At 70.7% G+C, this 20,768-nt stretch carries 18 protein-coding genes and 1 pseudogene; 1 reads left to right on the top strand and 18 read right to left on the bottom strand.

Features of this window, described 5'->3' with window-relative positions:
• Window positions 1-125: 125 nt before the first annotated feature.
• Complete coding sequence (locus D7V88_RS23320; RefSeq protein WP_120542857.1) at window positions 126-1,685, top strand: hypothetical protein; 1,560 nt, start codon at window positions 126-128, stop codon at window positions 1,683-1,685.
• A 12-nt stretch (window positions 1,686-1,697) separates the two neighbouring features.
• On the opposite strand, the gene D7V88_RS23315 is transcribed toward D7V88_RS23320, so the two are convergent.
• The 18 genes and pseudogenes from D7V88_RS23315 to D7V88_RS23230 all read right to left on the bottom strand — a co-directional run.
• The gene (locus tag D7V88_RS23315; protein ID WP_120542856.1) at window positions 1,698-2,438 is read right to left on the bottom strand and encodes a TlyA family RNA methyltransferase; all 741 of its coding nucleotides are present in this window, start codon (window positions 2,436-2,438) and stop codon (window positions 1,698-1,700) included.
• The gene (locus tag D7V88_RS23310; RefSeq protein WP_120542855.1) at window positions 2,435-4,186 is read right to left on the bottom strand and encodes a 1-deoxy-D-xylulose-5-phosphate synthase; all 1,752 of its coding nucleotides are present in this window, start codon (window positions 4,184-4,186) and stop codon (window positions 2,435-2,437) included. The genes D7V88_RS23315 and D7V88_RS23310 overlap by 4 nt, the downstream gene beginning before the upstream one ends.
• Window positions 4,186-5,079: a polyprenyl synthetase family protein gene (locus tag D7V88_RS23305; RefSeq protein ID WP_120542854.1), complete on the bottom strand. Its 894-nt coding sequence runs from the start codon at window positions 5,077-5,079 to the stop codon at window positions 4,186-4,188. Before D7V88_RS23305 ends, D7V88_RS23310 begins: the two co-directional genes overlap by 1 nt.
• Before the next feature lie 5 nt (window positions 5,080-5,084).
• The gene (locus D7V88_RS23300; RefSeq protein WP_120542853.1) at window positions 5,085-5,474 is read right to left on the bottom strand and encodes a response regulator; all 390 of its coding nucleotides are present in this window, start codon (window positions 5,472-5,474) and stop codon (window positions 5,085-5,087) included.
• 27 nt (window positions 5,475-5,501) lie between these two features.
• Complete coding sequence (xseB, locus tag D7V88_RS23295; RefSeq protein ID WP_120542852.1) at window positions 5,502-5,840, bottom strand: exodeoxyribonuclease VII small subunit; 339 nt, start codon at window positions 5,838-5,840, stop codon at window positions 5,502-5,504.
• 41 nt (window positions 5,841-5,881) lie between these two features.
• Window positions 5,882-7,594 carry an exodeoxyribonuclease VII large subunit gene (gene xseA, locus D7V88_RS23290; RefSeq protein WP_120542851.1) on the bottom strand — a complete coding sequence of 571 codons (1,713 nt, stop codon included), beginning with the start codon at window positions 7,592-7,594 and terminating at the stop codon, window positions 5,882-5,884.
• A complete protein-coding gene (locus tag D7V88_RS23285; protein ID WP_341870703.1) occupies window positions 7,591-9,204 on the bottom strand; it encodes an FHA domain-containing protein in 1,614 nt (537 codons plus the stop codon). Before D7V88_RS23285 ends, xseA begins: the two co-directional genes overlap by 4 nt.
• Window positions 9,205-9,366: 162 nt before the next feature.
• Window positions 9,367-12,618 carry an FHA domain-containing protein gene (locus D7V88_RS44605; RefSeq protein WP_372241107.1) on the bottom strand — a complete coding sequence of 1,084 codons (3,252 nt, stop codon included), beginning with the start codon at window positions 12,616-12,618 and terminating at the stop codon, window positions 9,367-9,369.
• Window positions 12,619-12,640: 22 nt separating this feature from the next.
• Entirely contained in the window at window positions 12,641-13,531 is an 891-nt protein-coding gene (locus D7V88_RS23275) for a type II secretion system F family protein (protein ID WP_120542849.1), read from the bottom strand.
• A 13-nt stretch (window positions 13,532-13,544) separates the two neighbouring features.
• Window positions 13,545-14,390: a type II secretion system F family protein gene (locus tag D7V88_RS23270; protein ID WP_120542848.1), complete on the bottom strand. Its 846-nt coding sequence runs from the start codon at window positions 14,388-14,390 to the stop codon at window positions 13,545-13,547.
• 72 nt (window positions 14,391-14,462) lie between these two features.
• Complete coding sequence (gene cpaB / locus D7V88_RS23265) at window positions 14,463-15,278, bottom strand: Flp pilus assembly protein CpaB (protein WP_120542847.1); 816 nt, start codon at window positions 15,276-15,278, stop codon at window positions 14,463-14,465.
• Window positions 15,279-15,506: 228 nt separating this feature from the next.
• On the bottom strand, window positions 15,507-15,740 hold the full coding sequence (locus D7V88_RS23260; RefSeq protein ID WP_147448832.1) for a hypothetical protein: 234 nt from the start codon (window positions 15,738-15,740) through the stop codon (window positions 15,507-15,509).
• Window positions 15,741-15,859: 119 nt separating this feature from the next.
• Entirely contained in the window at window positions 15,860-17,329 is a 1,470-nt protein-coding gene (locus D7V88_RS23255; RefSeq protein WP_120542845.1) for an anti-sigma factor family protein, read from the bottom strand.
• Window positions 17,326-17,973, bottom strand: a complete 648-nt coding sequence (locus D7V88_RS23250; RefSeq protein ID WP_120542844.1) for an RNA polymerase sigma factor — start codon at window positions 17,971-17,973, stop codon at window positions 17,326-17,328. The genes D7V88_RS23255 and D7V88_RS23250 overlap by 4 nt, the downstream gene beginning before the upstream one ends.
• 63 nt (window positions 17,974-18,036) lie before the next feature.
• The gene (locus D7V88_RS23245) at window positions 18,037-18,444 is read right to left on the bottom strand and encodes a DUF2085 domain-containing protein (RefSeq protein ID WP_120542843.1); all 408 of its coding nucleotides are present in this window, start codon (window positions 18,442-18,444) and stop codon (window positions 18,037-18,039) included.
• The gene (locus D7V88_RS23240; protein ID WP_208726425.1) at window positions 18,413-19,468 is read right to left on the bottom strand and encodes an ABC transporter ATP-binding protein; all 1,056 of its coding nucleotides are present in this window, start codon (window positions 19,466-19,468) and stop codon (window positions 18,413-18,415) included. The genes D7V88_RS23245 and D7V88_RS23240 overlap by 32 nt, the downstream gene beginning before the upstream one ends.
• Window positions 19,465-20,490 carry an ABC transporter ATP-binding protein gene (locus tag D7V88_RS23235; RefSeq protein WP_120542841.1) on the bottom strand — a complete coding sequence of 342 codons (1,026 nt, stop codon included), beginning with the start codon at window positions 20,488-20,490 and terminating at the stop codon, window positions 19,465-19,467. Before D7V88_RS23235 ends, D7V88_RS23240 begins: the two co-directional genes overlap by 4 nt.
• Window positions 20,487-20,768, bottom strand: a pseudogene (locus D7V88_RS23230) (GspE/PulE/PilB domain-containing protein); the annotation flags it as partial. The pseudogene D7V88_RS23230 and the gene D7V88_RS23235, both read right to left, overlap by 4 nt.

Below are 20,768 nucleotides of genomic sequence, written 5' to 3'. Positions count from 1 at the left end.
GGGGCGGGGGTGGGAGCACTTCGGACGGCGTTGCGATCAGGAATCGCTCCGGAAGGCGGTTCCGGGGCCGGGATGCGGGGCTCCAGGGCCGCCTGCGTCCCCATAGCACGGTAGAGTGCGGCCCCATGCACCTCGATAGACCGCGCCTGTCCGCGTCGCGGGCCGCCTTCCTGGCCTCGCTCGCCATTTCCGCCCTGTCCGCCTGTGGCGGTGACCCGAAGCCACCGCCCGTGCCGGACCCTCCGGTGGTGACCCTGTCCATCCCCGAGCCCAACACGGCGGCGACCCTGCTGAAGATCCGGCTGCTCGTCTCCGGGTGTGATTCGGTGGCGCAGACGGAGATCTACGACCGGGAGGTGTTCCTCAAGACGGTCGCCTACACCAGCGGCTCCATGGACTTCGAGCTGGCCGCGAATGAAATCAAGTACACGTCGGGCCTCTCCGCGAAGCTGGCGCTCCACGCGAAGGTCACCTGTGCGGACGGCCGCTCCAACGTGTCGCAGCCCCAGGCCGCCACGTTCCTGCCGGTGACGAAGGTGGTGAAGGACGCGGACCCCAACGGCCAGGTGGTGACGGACTTCTTCGTCGCCGAAGGCAATGGCACGGGCGTGAACTTCATCGGGTGCGGCAACCCCACCACGGGCATCGGAACGCTGTTCAGCGTGGATGCCACCGGCGCCCTGCAGAAGAGCGTGGAGATGAACCTGCCGTGCAGCGCGTCCACGGTCTACACGGACGTGCACTCGGGCACCGACAAGCGGTGGGTCTGGACGCCCGGCGTGGGCGCGGTGGCCGTGAAGCGGGATTTCACGCTCAGTGGTCGGACCCGGGCGACCTACGTCCTGTCCAACCTGTCCGTGATGGACAGCGGCGACGCGCTCATCACCGACAAAGACCACAACGTGTCCCGGCTGTCGCACACCGCCACCAATGGCACCCCTCAGTGGAACTTCCCCTCGCTCTGGCCGCTCATCGCGCCGCCCATCCAGCGGGGCTCCGACGTGCTCGTGGCCTACGTGAAGCAGTCGGACGTCTCCACGTCCGGCGTGCTGCAGATCGTCGTCGCGCGGGTGGATGCCAATGGCTCCGGCACCCTGGAGATCGTGAGTGAGCGCGCCATCATGGAGTACCTGGGCACCTTCTCATCGCCACCGCGCGCGTCGTTCAGCCCGGATGGCACGATCCTCTACCTGGGCTTCCCCTTCGGCAACAACCAGTCCCGCATCCAGGCGTGCCGGGTGGACGTGGCGGGCTGCGAGGGCGCCGCGCTCAAGTGGACCAGTCCCACCCTGCCCGTCCCGCTCCAGTTCCTCCTGCCCTACGCGGCGGGGACGCGCGTGGCGGCCATCGGCCTGCAGCGCGTGTGGTTCCTGAACGCGGACACCGGCGCCATCGTCAACAAGGACGGCAAGTCGGTGGATGCCTCTGGCACGCTCCAGGTCGTCCAGGTGCAGTTGGGCCGGGCCACCAGCCCCGAATTCTACCTGCTCAACGGCCCCGGCGCCGGCAGCCTGCCCCAGGAGATCGTCGCGGTGGACTCCGGCGAGAAGGGGGAGCTGTTCCGCTACGAGGTGTCCAGCAGCCTGGCGTGCTCGGTGGACAACGACAACCGCCTCTGGATGCGGACCGGCAACAGCCTGGTCCAGACGCTGCCCCTGGCCGACTACCGCAAGGTCCGCCCGTAGCGGCGTGAAGCCTCAGGGCCGGTCGGCGACGAGGAGCGCTTCCACGTTGCCGGCGGGCCCGGGCACGGGCGAGTCCATCAGCCCGCGCACGGTGAGGCCCTGCTCGCGCACGAACGCCGTCACGGTGTCGATGGCGTCCTGCCGCGCGACGGGGTCCCTCACCACGCCGCCCTTGCCCACCCGGTCCGGCCCCACCTCGAACTGGGGCTTCACCAGCGCCACCAGCAGGCCCCCGGGCGACAGGAACGTCAGCACCGACGGCAGCACCTGGGTGAGCGAGATGAAGCTCACGTCGATGACGACCACGCCCACCTTCTCCGGCAGGTCCTCCTCCGTGAGGTAGCGCGCGTTCACCCGCTCGCGCGAGCGCACCCGCGGGTCCTTGCGCAGCTTCTCGTGGAGCTGGCCATAGCCCACGTCGATGGCGTGCACCCGCACCGCGCCGTGCTGGAGCAGGCAGTCGGTGAAGCCGCCCGTGCTGGCGCCGATGTCCGCGCCCACGCGGCCCGTCACGTCCAGGCCGAAGCGGTCCATGGCCCCCTTGAGCTTGAGGCCCCCGCGCGACACGTACGGCAGCACCTCGCCCTTGAGGCGCAGCTCCGACTCCACCAGCACCAGGGCGCCGGGCTTGTCCACGCGCTGGTCGCCCACCACCACCTGGCCGGCGAGGATGAGCGCCTGGGCCTTGGTGCGCGACTCGGCGAGGCCCCGCTCCATCACCAGCACGTCCAACCGCTCCTTCTTCAACTTCACGGGGCCTCCTCTCCGAGCAACCCCCGGCCCGCGCGCCTGAGGCCCACCGCGTCCAGGCCCAGCTCCGCGCGCTGCACCCGGGCGTCCCCATGCGGCAGGAACACGTCCGGCATGCCCACGAGCTTCACCCGGGGATGCACACCCGAAGCCGCGTACAGCTCCAGCACCGCGCTGCCCAGTCCACCCCGGGTGGTGCCCTCCTCGGCCACCACCACGTGCCCGGACGCCGCGGCCTCCAGCAGCGCCGCTTCATCCAACGGCCAGGCCCGGCGCGCGTCCAGCACGCTCCAGTCCGGTTCGTCCCGCACGGCCTCCAGCGCCGCGAGCCCCAGCGGGCCCAGCGTCACCAGCGTCAGCCGGGGCGCTTGCGCGCGCTTCAGCCAGCGGGCTCCCGCCACGGGTGCGTCCCCCACGTGCAGCTCCGGGGGCACCGCCGGCAACGTGCCGCGCGGAAAGCGCAGTACGGACGGCCCCGCGGCCTGGAGCGCGGTGGTGAGCATCGGCCCCAGGTCCTCGCCCACCACCGGGGCCCACTGCGTCAGGCCCGGCAGGGGCCGGAGGAAGGACACGTCGTACGCGCCCTGGTGCGTGGCGCCGTCCGCGCCCACGAGCCCCGCACGGTCCAAAGCGAAGACGACGGGCAGGCCCGGCAGGCACACGTCGTGGACCACCTGGTCGTACGCGCGCTGGAGGAAGGTGGAGTAGACGACGCACACCGGCCGAGCCCCCGCCGCGGCCAGCCCCGCGCAGAAGGTGACGGCGTGCTGTTCCGCGATGCCCACGTCGTGCACGCGGTCCGGGTAGCGCGTCTTCAAGCCCGTGAGCGCGGAGCCCTCCAGCATCGCGGGGGTGACGACCACCACGCGTGGATCCCGCTCCAGCGCTTCGCCCAGCACCGTGGCGAACGCCTCGCTGAACGTGGGCAGGCCGCCGCGCGAGCGCACGAGCTTGCCGGCGCGCCACTCATACGGCCCCATGGCGTGGCCGCGCGTCTGCTCGTCGGCCTCCGCGGGAGGAAAGCCGCGCCCCTTCTTCGTGAGCGCGTGCACCACCACCGGCCGCGACGAAGCCTTCGCCTCGCGCAGCGCCTGCGTGAGCGCCCCCAGGTCGTGCCCGTCCACCGGGCCCAGGTAGGTGAAGCCCAGCGATTCGAAGAAGGCGCGCGCGTTGCGCGTCCGCAAGAGCGCGGGGATGGCGCCCACGTTCGCGCTGATGGACATCTGGTTGTCGTTGACCACCACCACCAGCGGCAGGTGGCTGCCTCCGGCGTTGTTGAGGCCCTCGAAGCTCAGGCCGCCCGTGAGCGCCCCGTCCCCCACCACCGCCACCACGTGCCCCCGGTGCTCCAACTGCCGCCGGCCCGCGAGCACGCCCAGCGCCGCGGAGATGGCCGTGCACGCATGGCCCGCCGCCAGGGCGTCGTGGGGGCTTTCGCGCGGATCCAGGAACGGGGCGATGCCCCCCGCCTGTCGCAGCGTGTGCATGCGGTCGCGCCGGCCGGTGAGCAGCTTGTGCGCGTACGCCTGGTGCCCCACGTCGAAGAGGATGGCGTCCTGGGGCGTGTGGAAGACGCGGTGCAGGGCCACCACCAGTTCCACCGCGCCCAGCGACGCACCCAGGTGTCCTCCCACGCGGCCACACAGCGTGATGATGGCCTCGCGCAGCGACTCGCACAGACCGGGCAGCGCGTCCTCGGGGAGCGCTCGGACCTCCGAGGGAGAGGACACACCGGACAGCACGTCCGCCATCAGGATGTCCGCTCCACCGAGTAGCGCGCCAGGGCGGCCAGCGGGCCGTCGTCGCCTTCCAGCGGACGCACGGCCTCCTCCGCCTTCGCCACCAGCTCCCGGGCCATGCGCCGCGACGCCTCCAGCCCCAGCACCGCCGGGAACGTGAAGCGTCCGGCCTCCGCGTCCGCGCCCGCGGGCTTGCCCAACTGCTCCGCGCTCGACGTCACGTCCAGCACGTCGTCGGCGATCTGGAACGCCAGCCCCACCGCGTCGCCGTAGGTCTCCGCGCTCACGAGCGCCGCCAGGTCGCCACCGCCGGCCAGCACGCCCATGCGGCACGCCGCGCGGATGAGCGCGCCCGTCTTCATCCGGTGCAGCCGCAGCAGGTACGCAAGCGTCGCCTCCCGGTCCTTCGCGATGTCCAGCACCTGACCGCCCACCATGCCCGCCGCGCCCGCCGCGCGCGCCAGCTCCGCGCACAGCATGCCGCGCACCGGCTCCGGCCCGCTGGCCAGCACCGTGAAGGCCTCCGTGAGCAGCCCGTCCCCGGCCAGCAGCGCCAGCGGCTCGCCGTAGACCTTGTGGTTCGTCGGCTTGCCCCGGCGCAGGTCGTCGTTGTCCAGGCAGGGCAGATCGTCATGCACCAGCGAATACGTGTGCACGTACTCCAGCGCGCACGCGGCATCCACGGCCACCTCGTTGAGGGTGCTCGCCTTCGCCACCGCGTCCGCGAACGCGATGCACATCACGGGACGCAGCCGCTTGCCGCCGGCGAGCAGCGAGTAGCGCATGGCCTCCGCGAGCCGGGGCGGCGTGCCGGCGGGAACCAGCCGGTCGGCTCGCGCGCGCAGCAGTTCCTCCACCCGCGCCTGGTGCGAGCGCATGAAGGGTTCCAGTTCGAAGGCGGCCATCGGCTTCAGGGCTCCTGCACCGTGTCGGTGGGAATGAGTTCGCGGATGCGCTGGACGAGCGTGTCCAGTTCCAGCGGCTTCACGAAGTAGTCGGCGGCGCCGACCTCCATGCCCCGCCGCTTGTCCTCCGGGTCTCCCCGCCCGCTGATGAAGATGATGGGGATGTCCCGGAACTGCTTGTTCTGCTTCACCGCCTGGCACAGCTCGAAGCCGTTGATCCAGGACATGTTCACGTCCAGGAGGATGGCGTGCGGCCGGTGCAGCTCCAGTGAGGCGACCAGCCGCAGGCCGTTGGCCGCGGATGTCACCTCGAACCCTTCTGAACCCAGGGCCTCGGCGAGCAGTTCTCGCGTGTCACGGTCATCATCCACGATGGTGATCTTCGGCTTCGACATTCCCGGCCTCCGCCCTTCCCCTGATTCCTAGAACGGGACATCGTCCTCCGGCGGCGGACGGGCCGTGCTGCTCGCCCGGGGAGCAGCCTGGGGAGCAGGACGGGACGCAACCGCCAGCGGCGCGACGACTTCCTGGCCGTCCTCGTCCACGAGCAACTGCTCGATGCGCTGTTCGGCCTCCGTGAGCAGCTTCTCGCCCCGGCGGACGAGCCGGATGCCTTCCTCGAACGCCTTGAGCGAATCCTCCAGCGACAGCTCGCCGCTCTCCAGCCGCGCCACCGTCTGCTCCAGACGCGACACCACGTCCCCGTACTGCTCGGGGGCGGCCTCCACCTTCGGGTTCTTTTCCGACTTCGCCACGTCCATCCACCTCCCCGAGCGGGGCGCGGAATGTAGAGGGTGGCCCGCTAGCAGTCCACCGGCCCTTTCAGGCCTGTGACGGTGGCTTCGATTTCTTCACACCCACCCAGCGTCTGGGCGCCATGGGCGGCCAGCTTGATGCCCAGCACATCCCCCACCACCACGTCCCCGGTGGAGCGCACCACCACGCCGTCCCGCTGGCGGAACGTCACCGCGTAGCCGCGCGACATCACCTTCAGCGGGCTCAGGGCGTCCAGCCGTCCCCCCAGGCGTCCGAAATGTGTCTGCGCGGAGGACAGCGCCCCCCGCTGGAGCTCCAGGAGCCGCGAGCGCGCCTTCGCCATCCGCGCGCGCTCCGCCGCCACCCGGCCCGTGGGCGTCAGACGCTCCAGCCCCAGCCGCGCGTCCGCCAGCTCCCCCCGCCGCCGGGACACGCCCGCGCGCGCCGCTTCCGACAGGCGTCCGGCGAGCTTGAGCAGGTGCGAGCGCTGCTCTCCCAGCCGCGTCTGGGGCCGGGCCCGCTGCAACCGTTCCTGAAGGGCCCGCAGCCGTTCGCGGTGTTCGCGCGCCTGGGGACGCAGCACGCGCATCATCGCCTCCACCTGTTCGGACAGGTGCAGGCGCTGCTGGTTCACCGCTCGGCGCGGGTCGGTGAGCCGGGCCGCGAGCTGGCCCTGACGCTCACGCAGCTCCAGTACGCGGCGCTCGAAGGCGCGGCGCAGCCGTCCGGACTGCGTGGCCAGCGTCAGCTCCAGGTCCGCCAGCACCGGAGACAGCCGCTCCGCCGCCGCGCTGGGCGTGGGCGAGCGCAGGTCCGCGACGAAGTCCGCGATGGTGAAGTCGATCTCGTGGCCGATGGCGGACACCACCGGCACCGGCGAGGCGAAGATGGCGCGCGCCACCCGCTCCTCGTTGAAGGTCCAGAGGTCCTCCACGGAGCCTCCGCCGCGCGTCACGACGATGACGTCCACGTCGGTGCGCCCCAGCCGCTCGATGGCCCGCGCGACGTCCTCTTCAGCGCCCTCGCCCTGCACGCGCGCGTCCGCCAGCAGCACGCCCAGCCGGGGGTTGCGCGAGTGCAGCACTCGCAGAAAGTCCTGGAGCGCCGCGCCCGTGCGGCTGGTGACGACGCCAATGCGCCGGGGCAGGAAGGGGACGGGCCGGGGAGGCCGCACGCGCCGGTCGCCGATGAGCCCCTCGGCCGCCAGCCGCTGCTTGAGCTGTTCGAACGCGAGCGCCATCGCGCCCTCGCCCACGGGCTCCAGCCGGCTGACGATGAGGCTGTAGCGGCCCTGCGGCTCGTACAGGTCCACGCTGCCCTCGGCCAGGACCTCCATGCCGTCGCGCAGCGCGAAGCGGATCCGCGATGCCATCGAGGCCCACACCTTGGCGTCGATGGAGGCGTCCGCGTCCTTGAGCGTGAAGTACCAGTGGCCGCGCGCATTGGCGCCCCGGAAGCTGGACACCTCGCCGCGCACCAGCACGCGCGGGAAGCGCGACTCCACCGTCTGCTTCAACTGGCGCGTCAGCTCGCCCACCGACAACACCGTTCGCTCCACGCGCGGCACCGGGATGGGTGCCGGGGCCGATGGCGGCGGGACGGCTTCCGCCCGGGGCGGGAGCGCGGGCGGCGGAGGCTTGCTCCCGGCGGCCTTGGCCACCGGAGAAGCCGGGCGCAGGGGTGGCAAGAGCGACGTGCCGAAGAGGTCGCCTTGCCCCTCCTCGGGGGGCGGCGGCTCCGCGCCCTTGCGCTTCTTCATCGCGACAGCTTCTCGACCCAGCCCTGGGCCTTGCCGTGCAGTTCGTCGTCCGGCGGCGTCATGGAGACGACGTCCTTGAACTGGGGCAGCGCTTCGTCCGGGCTGGAGTCCTTGATGGAGTAGGCCTGCATGTACAGGTCCTTGGCCTTGGCCCGCAGGTCGCTGACGATGTTGGCGGCGCCCGTGTGGTTGGGGTCCGCCTGGAGCGCGCGGCGGGCAAGCTCCATCGCGCGCGTGTACTGCGCGGAGGCCTTCGCGGCGGCGGCGCTCTTGTAGAAGGTCGTCGCCGCGCGGGTGCCCGCGTTGCGCGCCATCTTGCTGCCCCGGCCGTCAGTGATGTCCTTGTCGAGCGCCAACAGCCGCGTCAGTCCCTTGGCGTCCAGGTCCTCCAGCTTCTTGTAGAGGTTCCCGAACTCCGTCATCTGCGTCATGTACTGCTTGCACTGGGGCGTCTTGCCCAGGCACGTGTTGAGGATGGCCACCGCGCCGGTCATGTCACCGTCGCGGAAGCGATCCACCGCGGGCTCCCAGGGCTTGGGCGCCGCCGTCACCTTCACGGGCTCCGGACGCGTCAGGTCCGCGATGATGCGCACGGCCTCCTCGTTGATGAGCTTGCCGTCGCGGTGCTCCGGGAAGGTCGCCAGCACGTCGTCGGTGATGGCCTTGGCCTTCTGCACCGACTCCAACTGACGGGTGGCCATCAGCGTGTTGGCCTCCTTGGTGCGCGTGTCGGCCGCGTCGGTCAGCGCCCTGCGAGCCGTCTTCAACTGCTCGTAGAGCTGCGTGTCGCTGCCCACCTTGGCCAGCGACGCCTGCGCGGAGGCAAGCTCCCCCTTGGTCATCGCCGTCTGGGCCGCCGTCAGGTGTCCCTGGTTGGGGATCTCCTTGTCCGCGGCCTTCAGGTAGTCGGCCACGCCGGGGTACTCGGGCGCCTGCTCCTGGAGTTCCATCAGCTTGACCTTGGCCTGCTGCCACTGGCCCTCGCGCACCAGGTTCTTGGCCTCCTGGAAGAGGCCACCCAGTTGCTCGCGGTACTGGCGCTGCTCCTGCTCGATGCGGCCCTGCTCTTCCTGCTGCTTCTGCATGCGGGTGCGCGCGACGCCCAGTCCGGCCAGGAGCACCACCACCACGCCCACGCCCGCGAGCTTCATCCGCATCTTCTTGCGCTGCATCTCCGGCGTCTGCTCCGCGGCTGCGGAGGCGCGCGACGTCTGCGGGCGCGCGCGACCGGGGCCGGGACGCACGGGCACCGCCGAGGAGGAACGGCTGCCGCTCGTGGACGGACGGGGCCTGGGGCCCGACGGCGGCGCCTGCACCTTGGCGGTGCTGTTGGCCACGTCCTCGTAGCGCATCTCCGAGTCGCCCAGCGTGATGACGTCGCCGTTGGCCAGCAGCGTCTCGTCGGTGACGGGCTCGTCGTTGACGAGCGTGCCGTTGCCCGACTTCATGTCGCTGACGTACCAGCCCGCGGACTCCTTGCGCAGCGTGATGTGCTTGCGGGAGACGGACGTGTCCTGAAGGCAGATGGGATTGTCGGAGGCGCGGCCGACCGTGTACTCCAGTTCGGAGAGCGGGAACTCCGCGCCCTCGCTGGGGCCCGCGATGACCACGAGCTTCGCGGGCCTGGCCGCGGAGACACCGGCGGTCGACCGACGGACCGGCGCGCGTTGTCCGGTCCCGGAGGAGGGCGTACCCGAAGTGGGCCTTCGGCGGGCTGGGGGAGGACCGTTCGACATGGTGTTCACCGCGTCCTGCTGAGGGGGGCACGAACCCTAGAGTTCATGCTCATAGGCTTTTTCCAGCGCGAGATTGTGGCAGCGATGCTCGGTGCTAGGGAAGCGTCTCCGCACTTCCGCCAGGGCCGCGACCGCCTGACGCCGACTCCGGTACTGAACGGCCTGCTGGAATTCCAGCATGAGCTGACCGCACCGGTGGTCCAGCTCCGTTGAAATCCGGGCGATCCGCTCCCGGACGTCCTCGTAGAGCTCCGGCTTCTCATCCAGCGCTTCCAGGGTGATCCACGCGGCGCGGTACTGCTGCCAGGCCCTGAAGAGGTTCTCCCCGCCCACGTCCTTGAGCTCGTAGAACCGGGCACCCGCCGTCGCGGCTTCCCGAGCGGACGCCAACAGTTGGGCCGGCGGCAACTCCGGCACCGGGATGATCTCCAGCCGGAGGTTCCAGATGCGCCAGCTCTCCTGACCGGGCGGGTTGAGGGCGTTGTCGAAGAGCAGTTGGTTGTTCTCGTTGCGGCGCAGCAGGCCCGGGGGCATCACCTGCTCCAGCTCGCGCTCCTGCGTCTGGGCCGTGTCCGGCGGGACCCAGCCCAGGGACACGCCGTTGAGCGACAGGTTGACCTCGTCCTTGGAGATGCTGCTGGCCTGGTAGTGCAGCACCGCCACCGCGCGCGTGGGCGAGACGAAGCGGAAGTCGAAGACCTTGTCGTCCACGTGGGACCAGCGCACGCCCTGGCCGAAGCCGAACGAGTCCGGCACCGGCTCCAGGCCCAGCTTGAAGGGCTCCCGGCCCGGCAGCCGGAGCGACTGGGACGTCACGGCGGTCACCACGCCGAACAGCGCCGCCAGCACGACGACGCCCGCGAGGGATGCGTAGCCGACGCGGCGCAGCAGGGACTGGCGGCTCCAGAAGAGGACGAACTGGCCGCCCAGCGAGCGGGCGAGCTGGCGCCGCCTCCGGGCCTTGTCGGCGGCGCTCGACGGTTCGACCTTGGCGACGACCGTCACGGAGCGCGCGGGCTGGGAGGAGGAGGCGTCCGGATCAGACGGCGGGAGCGGCTGGGTGGCGTCGCCCTCGTCCGAAGAGAGCAGGGCCAGCAGGCCGGCCCCCGCGGCCGGCGGTGAAGCGGCCAACGATGCGGGGGGCGCCGCCGCGGCCGGCCGGTCCTTGCCCACGAACGTCACCGGATCAAAGGCCGGATCAAAAGGCGGAGGCGGAGCGACCGGAGCGCTTCGCGCCGGAGAAGGCGCCAGAACAGGGGGCGCGCCAGGGCCGTCCTTGCCGATGAAGGTCTGCACGTCGGACAAGGCGTCGTCCGGTGGGGCGGCAGGGATGTCCTGGTCCTGCCCCACGTACGTCGGCGGTTCCGCGGAGAAGACGGGGGCGGCTGCCTTCGGTGGAGGCGCCCCATGCAGCACCGGGCGCGGCACGAGCGGACTGACGGGGACGATGGGCCGCAGGTCGAGGACCGTGTGCTCCTCGGGCTCCTCCTCCGCCACCGACGGAAGGGCCGCGGCCTCCGGGGGGGCGAATGACGGGGCGGCTTGGGTCTGGGGTTCCGGCGAGTCCACCGCGGAGATCGCCATCAGCGTGTGCTCCTCGGGCTCCTCCGGATCCACGAAGGCCAGCGCGGGGGCCGCCACCGGGGGCGACGAAAACAGGGGCTCCGGCGAGTCCACCGTGGAGATCGCCATCAGCGTGTGCTCTTCGGGCTCGTCCGGATCCACGAAGGACAACGCAGGGGGCGCCACCGGAGGAGCAGCCAGGGCAGGCCCAGGCGACTCCACCACGGGAATCGCCATCAGCGTGCGCTCCTCGGGCTCGTCCGGATCCACCGGGAACAGGCTCGCCGGAGGCGCGTCCCACGAAGCGACGGGAGCGGTCACCGGAGGCGGTACGACCCCGGACGGCGACAGCACGGGAAGGCCCGAAGCTGGGGCCGGCGAACCCCGCACGGGCGCGGGCGCCACGGGAGGCGTCAGCGCCGGAACAGGGGGCAGCAGAGGCACCGAAGCCACCGCGCCCCTGTTCACCGGAGGCGACGCGGTCGGCCTTCCACTCGCGACGGGAGCGACAGACGGAGCATCCCTGCGCGGAGCGGACGGGCCCGGCGGAGGCGGCGCGGCGGGGGCATCCGCCTGGAGCGACGGAGGCTTCGCCGCCTCGGCCCCTCGCGCGGCACCACGCCCCAGGGAGGGACGGTTCAGCGCGGGAGCGCCAACCGAGGGCAGGCCCGGCGGGGCCTTCTTCGGCGCGGCGGCATCGAGCACGGGCGGGCCCGGAGGGGCGACCCGCTTCGGTGCGGAGGAGGCGTCAGGCGAGACGGGGCCCGGTGCCGAGAATTTGCCTGAAGCGGCGGACGGGCCAGGGGCAGAAGGTCCGCCCTTCGCGGAAGCACCCGCGACGGGAAGACCCGGCTCCGAAGCGCGGCCCTGCGCGGGCGCCCCCTGCACGGCAGGCGCTGCTCGGTTCGACGTGGGCGCTCCGACAGCGGCAAGGCCCGGACCGGATGCACGGCCCTGCGCGGGAGTCCCCTCCCCGGCGGGCGCGGCCCGGTTCGGCGTGGACGCTCCACCAGCAGGAAGGCCCGGACCGGATGCACGGCCCTGCGAGGAGGCCTCCCCTGCCGGACGGGCGGCCCTGTTCAGCGTGGGCGCTCCCAGCGCGGGAAGGCGCGGCCCCGAAGCGCGGCCCTGCGCGGGCGCGCCCACCGCCGGAAGGTCGGGAGCAGAGGGCCGTTTCGGCGGAGGCACCACGGCCTCCGGCTTCTTCGTGGGAGGGGGTGCCAGCGGCGCCGCGGGTGTCGCCAGGCTCTTCGCCGCGGCCCCGGAACGCACCGGGGTCGGCAGGAAGGACGGCCTCGCCATCACCGGCAGCGACTGCTGGTAGCTCGTGGGCGCGGCTTCGATCTCCGCGAGCGAGGCCTGCTCCAGGCCCTGCGGCGGCGACACCTGCGCGTGCGCCGGCGCGAGCACCCTGCGGATGGGCCGGGTGACGTCCGCCTCATCGTCCTGCGGCATCCAGACGAAGGTGAACTCCACCGGCCCGACGGTGATGCGATCTCCGTCGCGCAACTGCTTCTGCCCGCCGAGCGGCTGGCCGTTGAGCTGCGTGCCGTTGGCGCTGCCCACGTCCTCGGCGAAGTACTGCCCGTCCTTCGCCGTGATGCGCGCATGACGCCGGGAGACCCCGTGGTCATGCAGCACCAGGTCGTTCTCCGAGGTCCGGCCGATCTTCACCTCGGCCTGCTCGAAGGCGAGCTCCCTACCAACCTGGAGCCCCTGGGTGATGGTGAGCAGGATCGGCAGAGGACTAGCCCCCGACGTTGCCGTACATGAACTGGAACACGATGGGCCCGAAGAGCACCATGAACACCGTCGGGAAGATGCAGGCGATGAGCGGGAAGAGCATCTTCACCGGCGCTTCACCCGCCAGCTTCTCCGCGCGCTGCGTCCGGTCGATGCGCATCTGCGTGGACTGGATGCGCAGCACCTTGCCCAGGCTGGTGCCCATCTTGTCCGCCTGGATCAGCGCCGTGACGAACGTCGTCAGGGGCGGCAGGTCCACGCGCGCGATCATGCTCTTCAAGCCCTCTTCACGCGTCTTGCCCATCTTGAGCTGCTTGAGCACCAACTGGAGCTCCTCGCGCAGCGGCCCCTGACGGCCCTTCTCCACCACCTTCGCCAGCGCGCCCGTGAAGTCCATGCCCGCTTCCACCGACAGCGTCAGCAGGTCGATGTTGTACGGAAGCGCGCGGCTGATGGCCAGGTGACGGCGCTTCACCTGATCGTTCAACCAGATGAGCGGATAGAACAGGCCCAACAGCATCACCAGCAGCGACCAGGCAAGGTTCATCCCGATGCCGTTGACGACGAAGAGGCCGGCCAGGAGGGCCAGGAAGGCGCTGACTTCCTGCAGCGCCATGATGTCCTCGGGCTTGTACTGCGACGGCTCGCCCGCCTTGATGAGCTTGCGGCGCGTCTTGGACTCATAGCCCGGCCACATGAAGCGGCGGTTCATCGCCCCCAGCTTGCGGATGGCGACGGAGCCCACGCCCTTCACGCCGCCCGCGGATTCGTCGCGGACCTCCGTGAGGAAGTGCTCCAGGACGTTGGTGTAGAGGCCCACGCCCAGGAAGGCCACAGCACCCGTGGTCAGCAGCGCGAAGCCGCCCATCAGCATGGCTGTCAGGATGTCGTGCACGGTGCGCCTCGTTTCAGATGTCGATGTTGACGATTTTCCGAATGATGAGGATGCCCATGATCTCCATGATGGCGATGATGGTCACCAGGATGTAGCCGAAGAAGTGATCCAACATCGGCTCCATCAGGTCCGGGCGCATGTAGTTGAGCACCATGCCGAGGACGGCCGGCATGGCCGCGACGATCCACCCCTGCAGCTTGCCCTGGGACGTGAGGGCGTCGATCTTGCCCTCCAGGCGGAAGCGCTCGCGGATCACCGTGGAGATGGTCTCGAACATCTCCGCCATGTTGCCGCCCAACTGGCGCGCGATGTTGGTGGACACCACCACCAGCTCCAGGTCGTCACTGCCCACGCGGCGGCCCATGTTGATCAGGGCCTCTTCCAGGGGGACGCCCAGCTTCACTTCCTTCACGAACAGGCCGAACTCCTGGGACAGCGGCGGCATCGCTTCGCGCGCCACGTGCTCGATGGCCTGGGGGAACGTGAGGCCCGCCTTGAAAGCGTTGGCCATGGCCTGCAGCGCGTCCACCAACTGCACGTTGAACTTCTTGATCCGGCGCTTGCGGTAGTGCTTCACCAGCAGCATCGGCAGGAAGAAGCCGAAGATGGTCGCGATCAACGCCAGGATGGGGTTGAAGATGATGTAGCTGAGGATGCCCAGGAGGCACATCATCGCGATGTTGAGGATCAACATCTGCCGTGCGTCGATGAAGAGGAACATGTCGCTCAAGTCGTTCATCGACTTGGCGACGTAGCGCTCCTGGTACTGCTCATACGCCTTCGACAGGACGCTGAAGATCACCAGGCTGAAGAAGAACACCGAGCCGGTGACGAGAAGGAGGACGATACCTGCGAGCATGGGCGCGAATCCCCGTGAGGAAGAGGGAGAAGCCGGCGGGGCCGCTTCAGATGAAGCAGCCCCCGCGGGCCACTACGGAGAGCCGGCCGAGGCCTTCTCGCCGGTGCCGCCCTTGATGATCTGGATGATCTCCCGGCGCTTCTGCTCCAGCACCCGGGTGCGCTCGCCGGACAGCAGCGTGCTGATGGTGGCGCGACCGCGCTCCTCGATGAGGTCCACGTCGTCCTCGTTGCGCAAGGACAGGGTCAGGTTGCCCAGCTCCGCGGCCAGCACCAGGATCTCCGCCTCTTCCGGCAGCACCATCAGCGACACGTTGGCGTACTCGCGCTGGCTCTCCGGGATGAGGTTGATGTTCGTGGTGCCGGTGATCTTGCCCGTGGCGACCACGATGATGTTCTGCAGCAGCGTCACGGCGACGCTCTCGTCCGTCTGCGGATCGCGGAACGTGCCGATGATGTCCACGTGGTCGTTGGGACGGATCCAGCCGCCCACCGACGTCGTGTGCTTCGCCTCGATGGTGATGGCGCGCGCCTTCTTCTGCACCTTCGTCGACAGGCGCTCGGCGGCCTTCGTCGTCTCGAACTGGCTCCAGAGGATGGGGTCGCCGGCCTGCAGCGCCACCAACACCTTCTGGTTCACGATGTAGTTGGCCGAGTCCGGCTTCACCACCGACGAGGTGACGAACTGCTCGGGCACGGAGCGCTGGGAGATCATCTCGTACGTGATGACCGTCCCTTCGGGCATGTCCGTGCCCGCGACCACCACGGGCACCAGATTCCACCCGCGACGCACATCCGATTCCTTCTTCTTGATGGCCGAATAGGCCACGATGCCCGCGAGCAAACCGAGCACCAGCGCGACGACGAGCGGGGTCTTACCCTTCAACATGGTTCAAGGTCCTCCAGAACGGTGGGGCGCCGTCGTGGCGGCAAGACAGCTTTGACGAGGGGGCGGTGCCAGGGCGCGAACGGGTGGGATGTTAGCCATGCGCCAGAGCAGGTGTCAAAACCACCTCTCACGATAGAACGGAATCCCAGGACACCCGGGGGGCCCAGCCCCTCCCTGCCTGTTGGGTTGGGCCGCGCGTCCGCTGAATGATCCGCGTGGCGCCCTGCGTCAGGGGAACGGCAGGTTCAGCACGAAGTAGAACGAGTCGTAATAGATCTCGTACGCCTCGAGGAACAGGTCGATGACGTTGCTCTGCCGGTCATCGGACCACTGGATCTTCACGGTGGCACCGACGACGAGCGCCACGAGCAGCACCCAGTTGAGCACCGAGTACTCGACCATCGACTGGCCCCGACTGGCCCGGCGCAGGGAGCGCGACGCTGTCTTCCGGGGGGTGCTCACAGGGGGATGATCCACGACCGGCGTCATCCGCCCAGTATCCAGGCTCCGGAGGCCCGCTGCATCGGTCATCTGGACTGGAGCGTCACCTGGGGGACGGACATCGCCGTCCCCCGGAGCTGCTACTGCTTGGACGGGACCGGGGCGGCCTGGGCCGGAGCCTTCTTGACGGGGACGGTCGCCGCCCCGCCCTGCCCCAGCCAGAGCCCGGCCCGCCGGGCCGCTTCGGAATCGGGTGCCTCGGAGAGGATGCGCGCGCAGACCTCCGCGCCTTCGGTCCTCCGGCCCCGGGCGTACTCCGCTTCGCACAGGCGGGAGAGCAGCGACAGGCGCTCACTTCCGGTGGCCCCTGCCGCGAGCGCGGCGCGCAGCAACTGGGACTCCCGGGCGCGGTCGCCCTGGCTCGCGGCTTCCTGCGCCTGACGCGAGAGATCGCGGGAGGTCGTCAGCGCATCGGCGCGGGCCGCCTTCTCCGCGGGCGCGGACTTCGGCTTGGAAACAGTGGCGGGCAGCGGCTCGGGGGCAGGCATCTGCACGGGGGCGGGCATCTGCTCGGCGGCGGCCATCGCCTTGCCAGGAGCCTGCTGATTGCGCTGGGTGGAGCCCGTGGGCATCGGCGGCGTGGAAGGCGCCATGGGAGCGCCAGCGACCACGGAATCCGCGGGCGGCGGTAGCGCGACCTCTTCCGCGAGCGCGTCTTCGTCCGTGGCGAGGCCCCGTCCATAGGACGCGCCGCCCAGCCGCAGCGAGCCTTCCTCTTCCTTGCGGAGCTTGTCGCTGCCACCGCCCCCATTGCCGATGCCAGTGCTGACACCGAGGCCCGAGCGGCTCCCACCGAGCGTGCCCTGCGCGAGCGCGGAGTCCTTCGCCTCGTCGTCCATCACCGCCGACGGGGCCGAAAGCGCGTCCCTCTTCGCTTCCGACTTCGACATGCCGAAGCCGGACATCTGCTTCTTCGCCTCCGCCCCGCGACGCCGCTCCAGCAGCGCGCCACCGCTGCCCGCGTTCATCCAGTCCGAGGGCCGACCTTCGCCCCCGCCCTTGGCGCCCACGGAGGCTTCCGCCTGCTTCCGCTGCGCACGGTCCAGCAGCGCGCCCTCCATGGGCGCGGGGGCCGGCGCGGCCTGCATGGCCGGAGGAGGTGCCGCCGGACGGGCCGGGGCGTCGTCATAGGCCAGGGCCTGGTCCGCCTTCGCTGCTGCCGGTTCAGCCTTCTGGGTCAGCGTTGGCTGGAGGTTGACGTCCTTGCTGACCTCCAGCGTCAGCAGACCGAAGGTGCTCACCGAGGCCAGGCCCACCACGGGCAGCAGCCAGCGGCGCCAGCGCGAGGGCTTCGGTTCGGGTCCCGCGGCGGCGCGGCGCGCGGACTGCTGCGCGTACGCCAGGAGCGATTCGAGGCCGGCATCCGGCGGCGGTTCGACCGACAGGTGCGCCATCGTGGAGCGCACGCCGCGGATGTCCGACAGGGCCTTGGAGCAGCGCGCGCAGCCCTGGACGTGCTGCTCCAGCGACTGGGCCTCCGACGCAGGCAGCTCGCCGTAGGCGAAGTCGAGGAGCCGGTCCTCGTGCGCATGGGCATTCTGGGCACTCATCCCGCCACCGTCCTTCCATCCTCCGACAGGTCACCATCCACGCCCAGTTCTCCCAGACGACGGCGCAGTCCCTCCAACGCGTAGCGCATCCGACTCTTCACCGTGTTCTCGGACACGCCCGTCACCTCGGCGATCTCCTTGAACGGGATGCCGCTGTACTCGCGCAACACGAACACCTCGCGCTGCTCTTCCGGCAGGCCCGCGAGGGCCCGCTCCAGCAGGGGCCGCAGGCGCGCGTTGTGCGCCCCGCGCTCCGGACTGGCACCGGAGTCCGGCAGCCCCTCGCCCAGCGGACGTCCCTCGTCCCCGTCCGTGCCACCGACGGGGGCCTCCAGGGATGTCGTCTGGCGGTAGCTCTCTTTGCGCGTGCTGTCCACGCAGAGGTTCCTCGCGATGGTGTACAGCCAGGTCGTGAACCGGGCCTTCGGCGTGTATTCCCGTGCGCTGCGAACCACCTTGAGCCACGTCTCCTGCAGCACGTCCTCCGCTCGCGCCCGCTGCCCGACGAAGCGCAGGATGAAGTTGAACACCGGCGCGCGGTGCTTTCGCATCAGCGCTTCGAACGCGCGCGCGTCTCCCGCCTGGAAGGCGAGCATCAGCCGCTCGTCTGAGGTTTCGGGTGCCAACACTCCCCCTGTGCCCATGAAGCCACGGGTGCCATCCCCTTCCCGCCCATTGCCTGTAACGGACAGGTACGCGGGAAAGGTCTATTCCGGCCGTGGACGCCGGTAAGTGGCGAGAATGACAGGGACCGCCACCCCTGTCACCAGGAGTGCCTGTGCCAGCAGCACCGTCGGCAGGGGGCGCTGCACGTGGATGTACAGCGAGCGGGCAAGTCCCAGCCCCAGCAACACCCCGGTCAGCGTGCGCACCGCGTTGTTGCCGGAGGCCGGACGGAAGCGCCCCACCGCCCAGTCCACCAGCGCCGGCAGCGTGAGCGCCACGCCCACCGGCACGTCCCACGTCCACGCGAGCGGCGCCTTCAGCGAGAACAGCCCCACGAAGACGGCGGCGAGCACCGGGTACGTGCCCAGGCAGCGCGCGCAGACGCGCACCCCGCCCAGCACGTACGTGCGGTTGTACTCATCCGCGTGATGATGGCTGAGCCAGAACACCGGGACCTCCGTCGGACGCGGAAACAGGGGGAACGGGCCCGGCGCGCTGCGCGTCCCCTTCGGCCAGGAAGCACGCGGCGGCGTGGCCGTCCCCCAGCGGGTAGAGCGGCGGCGACTCACGCCGGCAGCGCTCCATCACGTAGGGGCAGCGAGGGTGGAATGAGCACCCGGACGGTGGAGACAGCGGCGAGGGCGGCTCGCCCGGCAGCAGCAGGCGCGTGCGGGGACGCTCCGGATCCGGCACCGGCACCGCGGACAGCAGCGCTTGCGTGTACGGATGCCGTGGCCCGGCGTAGAGCACACGCGACGGCGCCACCTCCACGATGCGGCCCAGGTACATCACCGCCACGCGCGTGGACACGTACTCCACGATCTTCAGGTCGTGCGCGATGAAGACGTAGGTGAGCCCGCGCTCGCGCTGCAGGTCCACCAGCAGGTTGACGATCTGCGCCTGGATGGAGACGTCCAGCGCGCTGATGGGCTCGTCCGCTACCACCAGATCCGGACGCAACGCGATGGCACGTGCAATCCCGATGCGTTGACGCTGCCCGCCGGAGAACTCGTGCGGGTAGCGGTGCCGGGCCTCGCGAGGCAGGCCCATGGCGTCCAGGAGCGCCAGCACCTCCTCCTCGCGCGCCTTGCCCTTCGCGAGGCCGTGGATGGCGAAGGGCTCCGCGAGGATGTCCCCCACCGTCATGCGCGGGTTGAGCGAGGCGTACGGATCCTGGAAGACGAGCTGCATGCGCCGGCGCAGGGGCCGCAACTGGCGCTGCGACAGGCCGGTGAGCTCGCGTCCGTCCACGCGGATGGAGCCGGCCGTGGGCTCCAGGAGGCGCAGCACCGCGCGGCCCAGCGTGCTCTTGCCGCAGCCACTCTCCCCCACGAGGCCCAGCGTCTCACCGCGCGCGACGTCGAAGGACACGCCGTCCACCGCGCGCACCGCACCCTTCGCGCGTCCGAAGAAGCCGCCGCGCACCGGGAAGTGCACCTTCAGGTCACGCACCTGGACCAGCGGTTCGCTCATGGCGCGGGCACCGGGTGGTGGCAGGCGGCCCACTGGCCTCCGCGCTTGGGCTCCAGCGCGGGCGTGACGCGGGCACACAGTTCGGAGGCGCGGTCGCAGCGGTCTCGGAACGCGCACCCGGACGGCAGCGCGCCCAGGGACGGCACCATGCCGGGAATCGCCTTCAGCCGGCGCTTCTCCCCCTCCACCGCCGCGCCCGCGTCGTGCAGGGACGGGATGGAGCGCAACAGGCCCGCCGTGTACGGGTGCGCGGGCCGGGCGAAGAGCTCTCGCACCGGGGCCTGCTCCACGATGCGGCCCGCGTACATCACCACCACCGCGTCACAGCTTCCCGCCACCACGCCCAGGTCGTGGGTGATGAGCATCACCGCCATGTGACGCTCGGTCTGCAGGCGCTTGAGCAGGTCCAGGATCTGCGCCTGGATGGTGACGTCCAGCGCCGTGGTGGGCTCGTCCGCGATGAGCAGCGCCGGGTCGCACGCGAGCGCCATGGCGATCATCACGCGCTGGCGCATGCCGCCGGAGAGCTGGTGCGGGTACGCGTCCACGCGCTCGCCGGGGGCCGGGATGCCCACCTGCCGGAGCATCTCCACCGCGCGCTCGCGCGCCTGCGCCCGGGATGCCTTCAGGTGCAGCCGGACGCCTTCGCCAATCTGTTCGCCCACGGTGAAGACGGGGTTGAGCGACGTCATCGGCTCCTGGAAGACCATGGCCACGTGCCGCCCGCGCACGCGCCGCATCTCCGGCTCCGGCAGGCGCAAGAGGTCCTGCCCCCGGAAGAGCACCTCCCCGGCCACCACCTTGCCGGGTGGTGTGGGGATGAGCCGCATCACCGACAGCGCGGTGAGGCTCTTGCCGCAGCCACTCTCCCCCACCACCCCCAGCGTGCCGCCGGGAGGAACGGTGAAGGACACGCCGTCCACCGCGCGCACCGGCCCTCGCTCCAGCGACAACTGGGTGGTGAGCCCGCGCACGTCCAGCAGCGGGGCCGAAGGGTCCGACGACGGCGCGGCCCCGGTCACTTCTGGGCCAGCTCCTCCAGGAACTCCGACTCCTGGATGAGGCCCTTGCGGATGAGCAGGCGGATGAGGCTCGCGACCATGCGCGCGGGCTTCACCTTCTCCGTGTCCAGGCTGGCCTCCTCACCGCGCGAGATGCGCTCGATGTCGTCCAGCACCGCCAGGTCCTCCTCGGAGAAGTCCGGCGTGGGCGTGAGCGCCATCGACGGCCGGACGCCCTGCGCGGCGCCGCCGAAGACGACCACTGGCACGCGCGGCTTGTTCGGGTCGGAGTCCTCGGG

It is taken from the genome of Corallococcus terminator (genome assembly GCF_003611635.1).
GTDB classification, from domain to species: Bacteria; Myxococcota; Myxococcia; order Myxococcales; family Myxococcaceae; genus Corallococcus; species Corallococcus terminator.
The sequence above is the reverse complement of the archived record's forward strand: the minus strand, read 5'-3'. Positions and strand labels throughout refer to the sequence as shown.

Bases quoted from the DNA above. Each gene is read 5' to 3' on its own strand.
- D7V88_RS23320 (WP_120542857.1), top strand. From the start codon at position 126: ATGCACCTCGATAGACCGCGCCTGTCCGCGTCGCGGGCCGCCTTCCTG.
- D7V88_RS23310 (WP_120542855.1), bottom strand. From the start codon at position 4,186: ATGGCGGACGTGCTGTCCGGTGTGTCCTCTCCCTCGGAGGTCCGAGCG.
- D7V88_RS23305 (WP_120542854.1), bottom strand. From the start codon at position 5,079: ATGGCCGCCTTCGAACTGGAACCCTTCATGCGCTCGCACCAGGCGCGG.
- D7V88_RS23300 (WP_120542853.1), bottom strand. From the start codon at position 5,474: ATGTCGAAGCCGAAGATCACCATCGTGGATGATGACCGTGACACGCGA.
- xseB (WP_120542852.1), bottom strand. From the start codon at position 5,840: ATGGACGTGGCGAAGTCGGAAAAGAACCCGAAGGTGGAGGCCGCCCCC.
- xseA (WP_120542851.1), bottom strand. From the start codon at position 7,594: ATGAAGAAGCGCAAGGGCGCGGAGCCGCCGCCCCCCGAGGAGGGGCAA.
- D7V88_RS23270 (WP_120542848.1), bottom strand. From the start codon at position 14,390: ATGCTCGCAGGTATCGTCCTCCTTCTCGTCACCGGCTCGGTGTTCTTC.
- cpaB (WP_120542847.1), bottom strand. From the start codon at position 15,278: ATGTTGAAGGGTAAGACCCCGCTCGTCGTCGCGCTGGTGCTCGGTTTG.
- D7V88_RS23255 (WP_120542845.1), bottom strand. From the start codon at position 17,329: ATGAGTGCCCAGAATGCCCATGCGCACGAGGACCGGCTCCTCGACTTC.
- D7V88_RS23250 (WP_120542844.1), bottom strand. From the start codon at position 17,973: ATGGGCACAGGGGGAGTGTTGGCACCCGAAACCTCAGACGAGCGGCTG.
- D7V88_RS23240 (WP_208726425.1), bottom strand. From the start codon at position 19,468: ATGAGCGAACCGCTGGTCCAGGTGCGTGACCTGAAGGTGCACTTCCCG.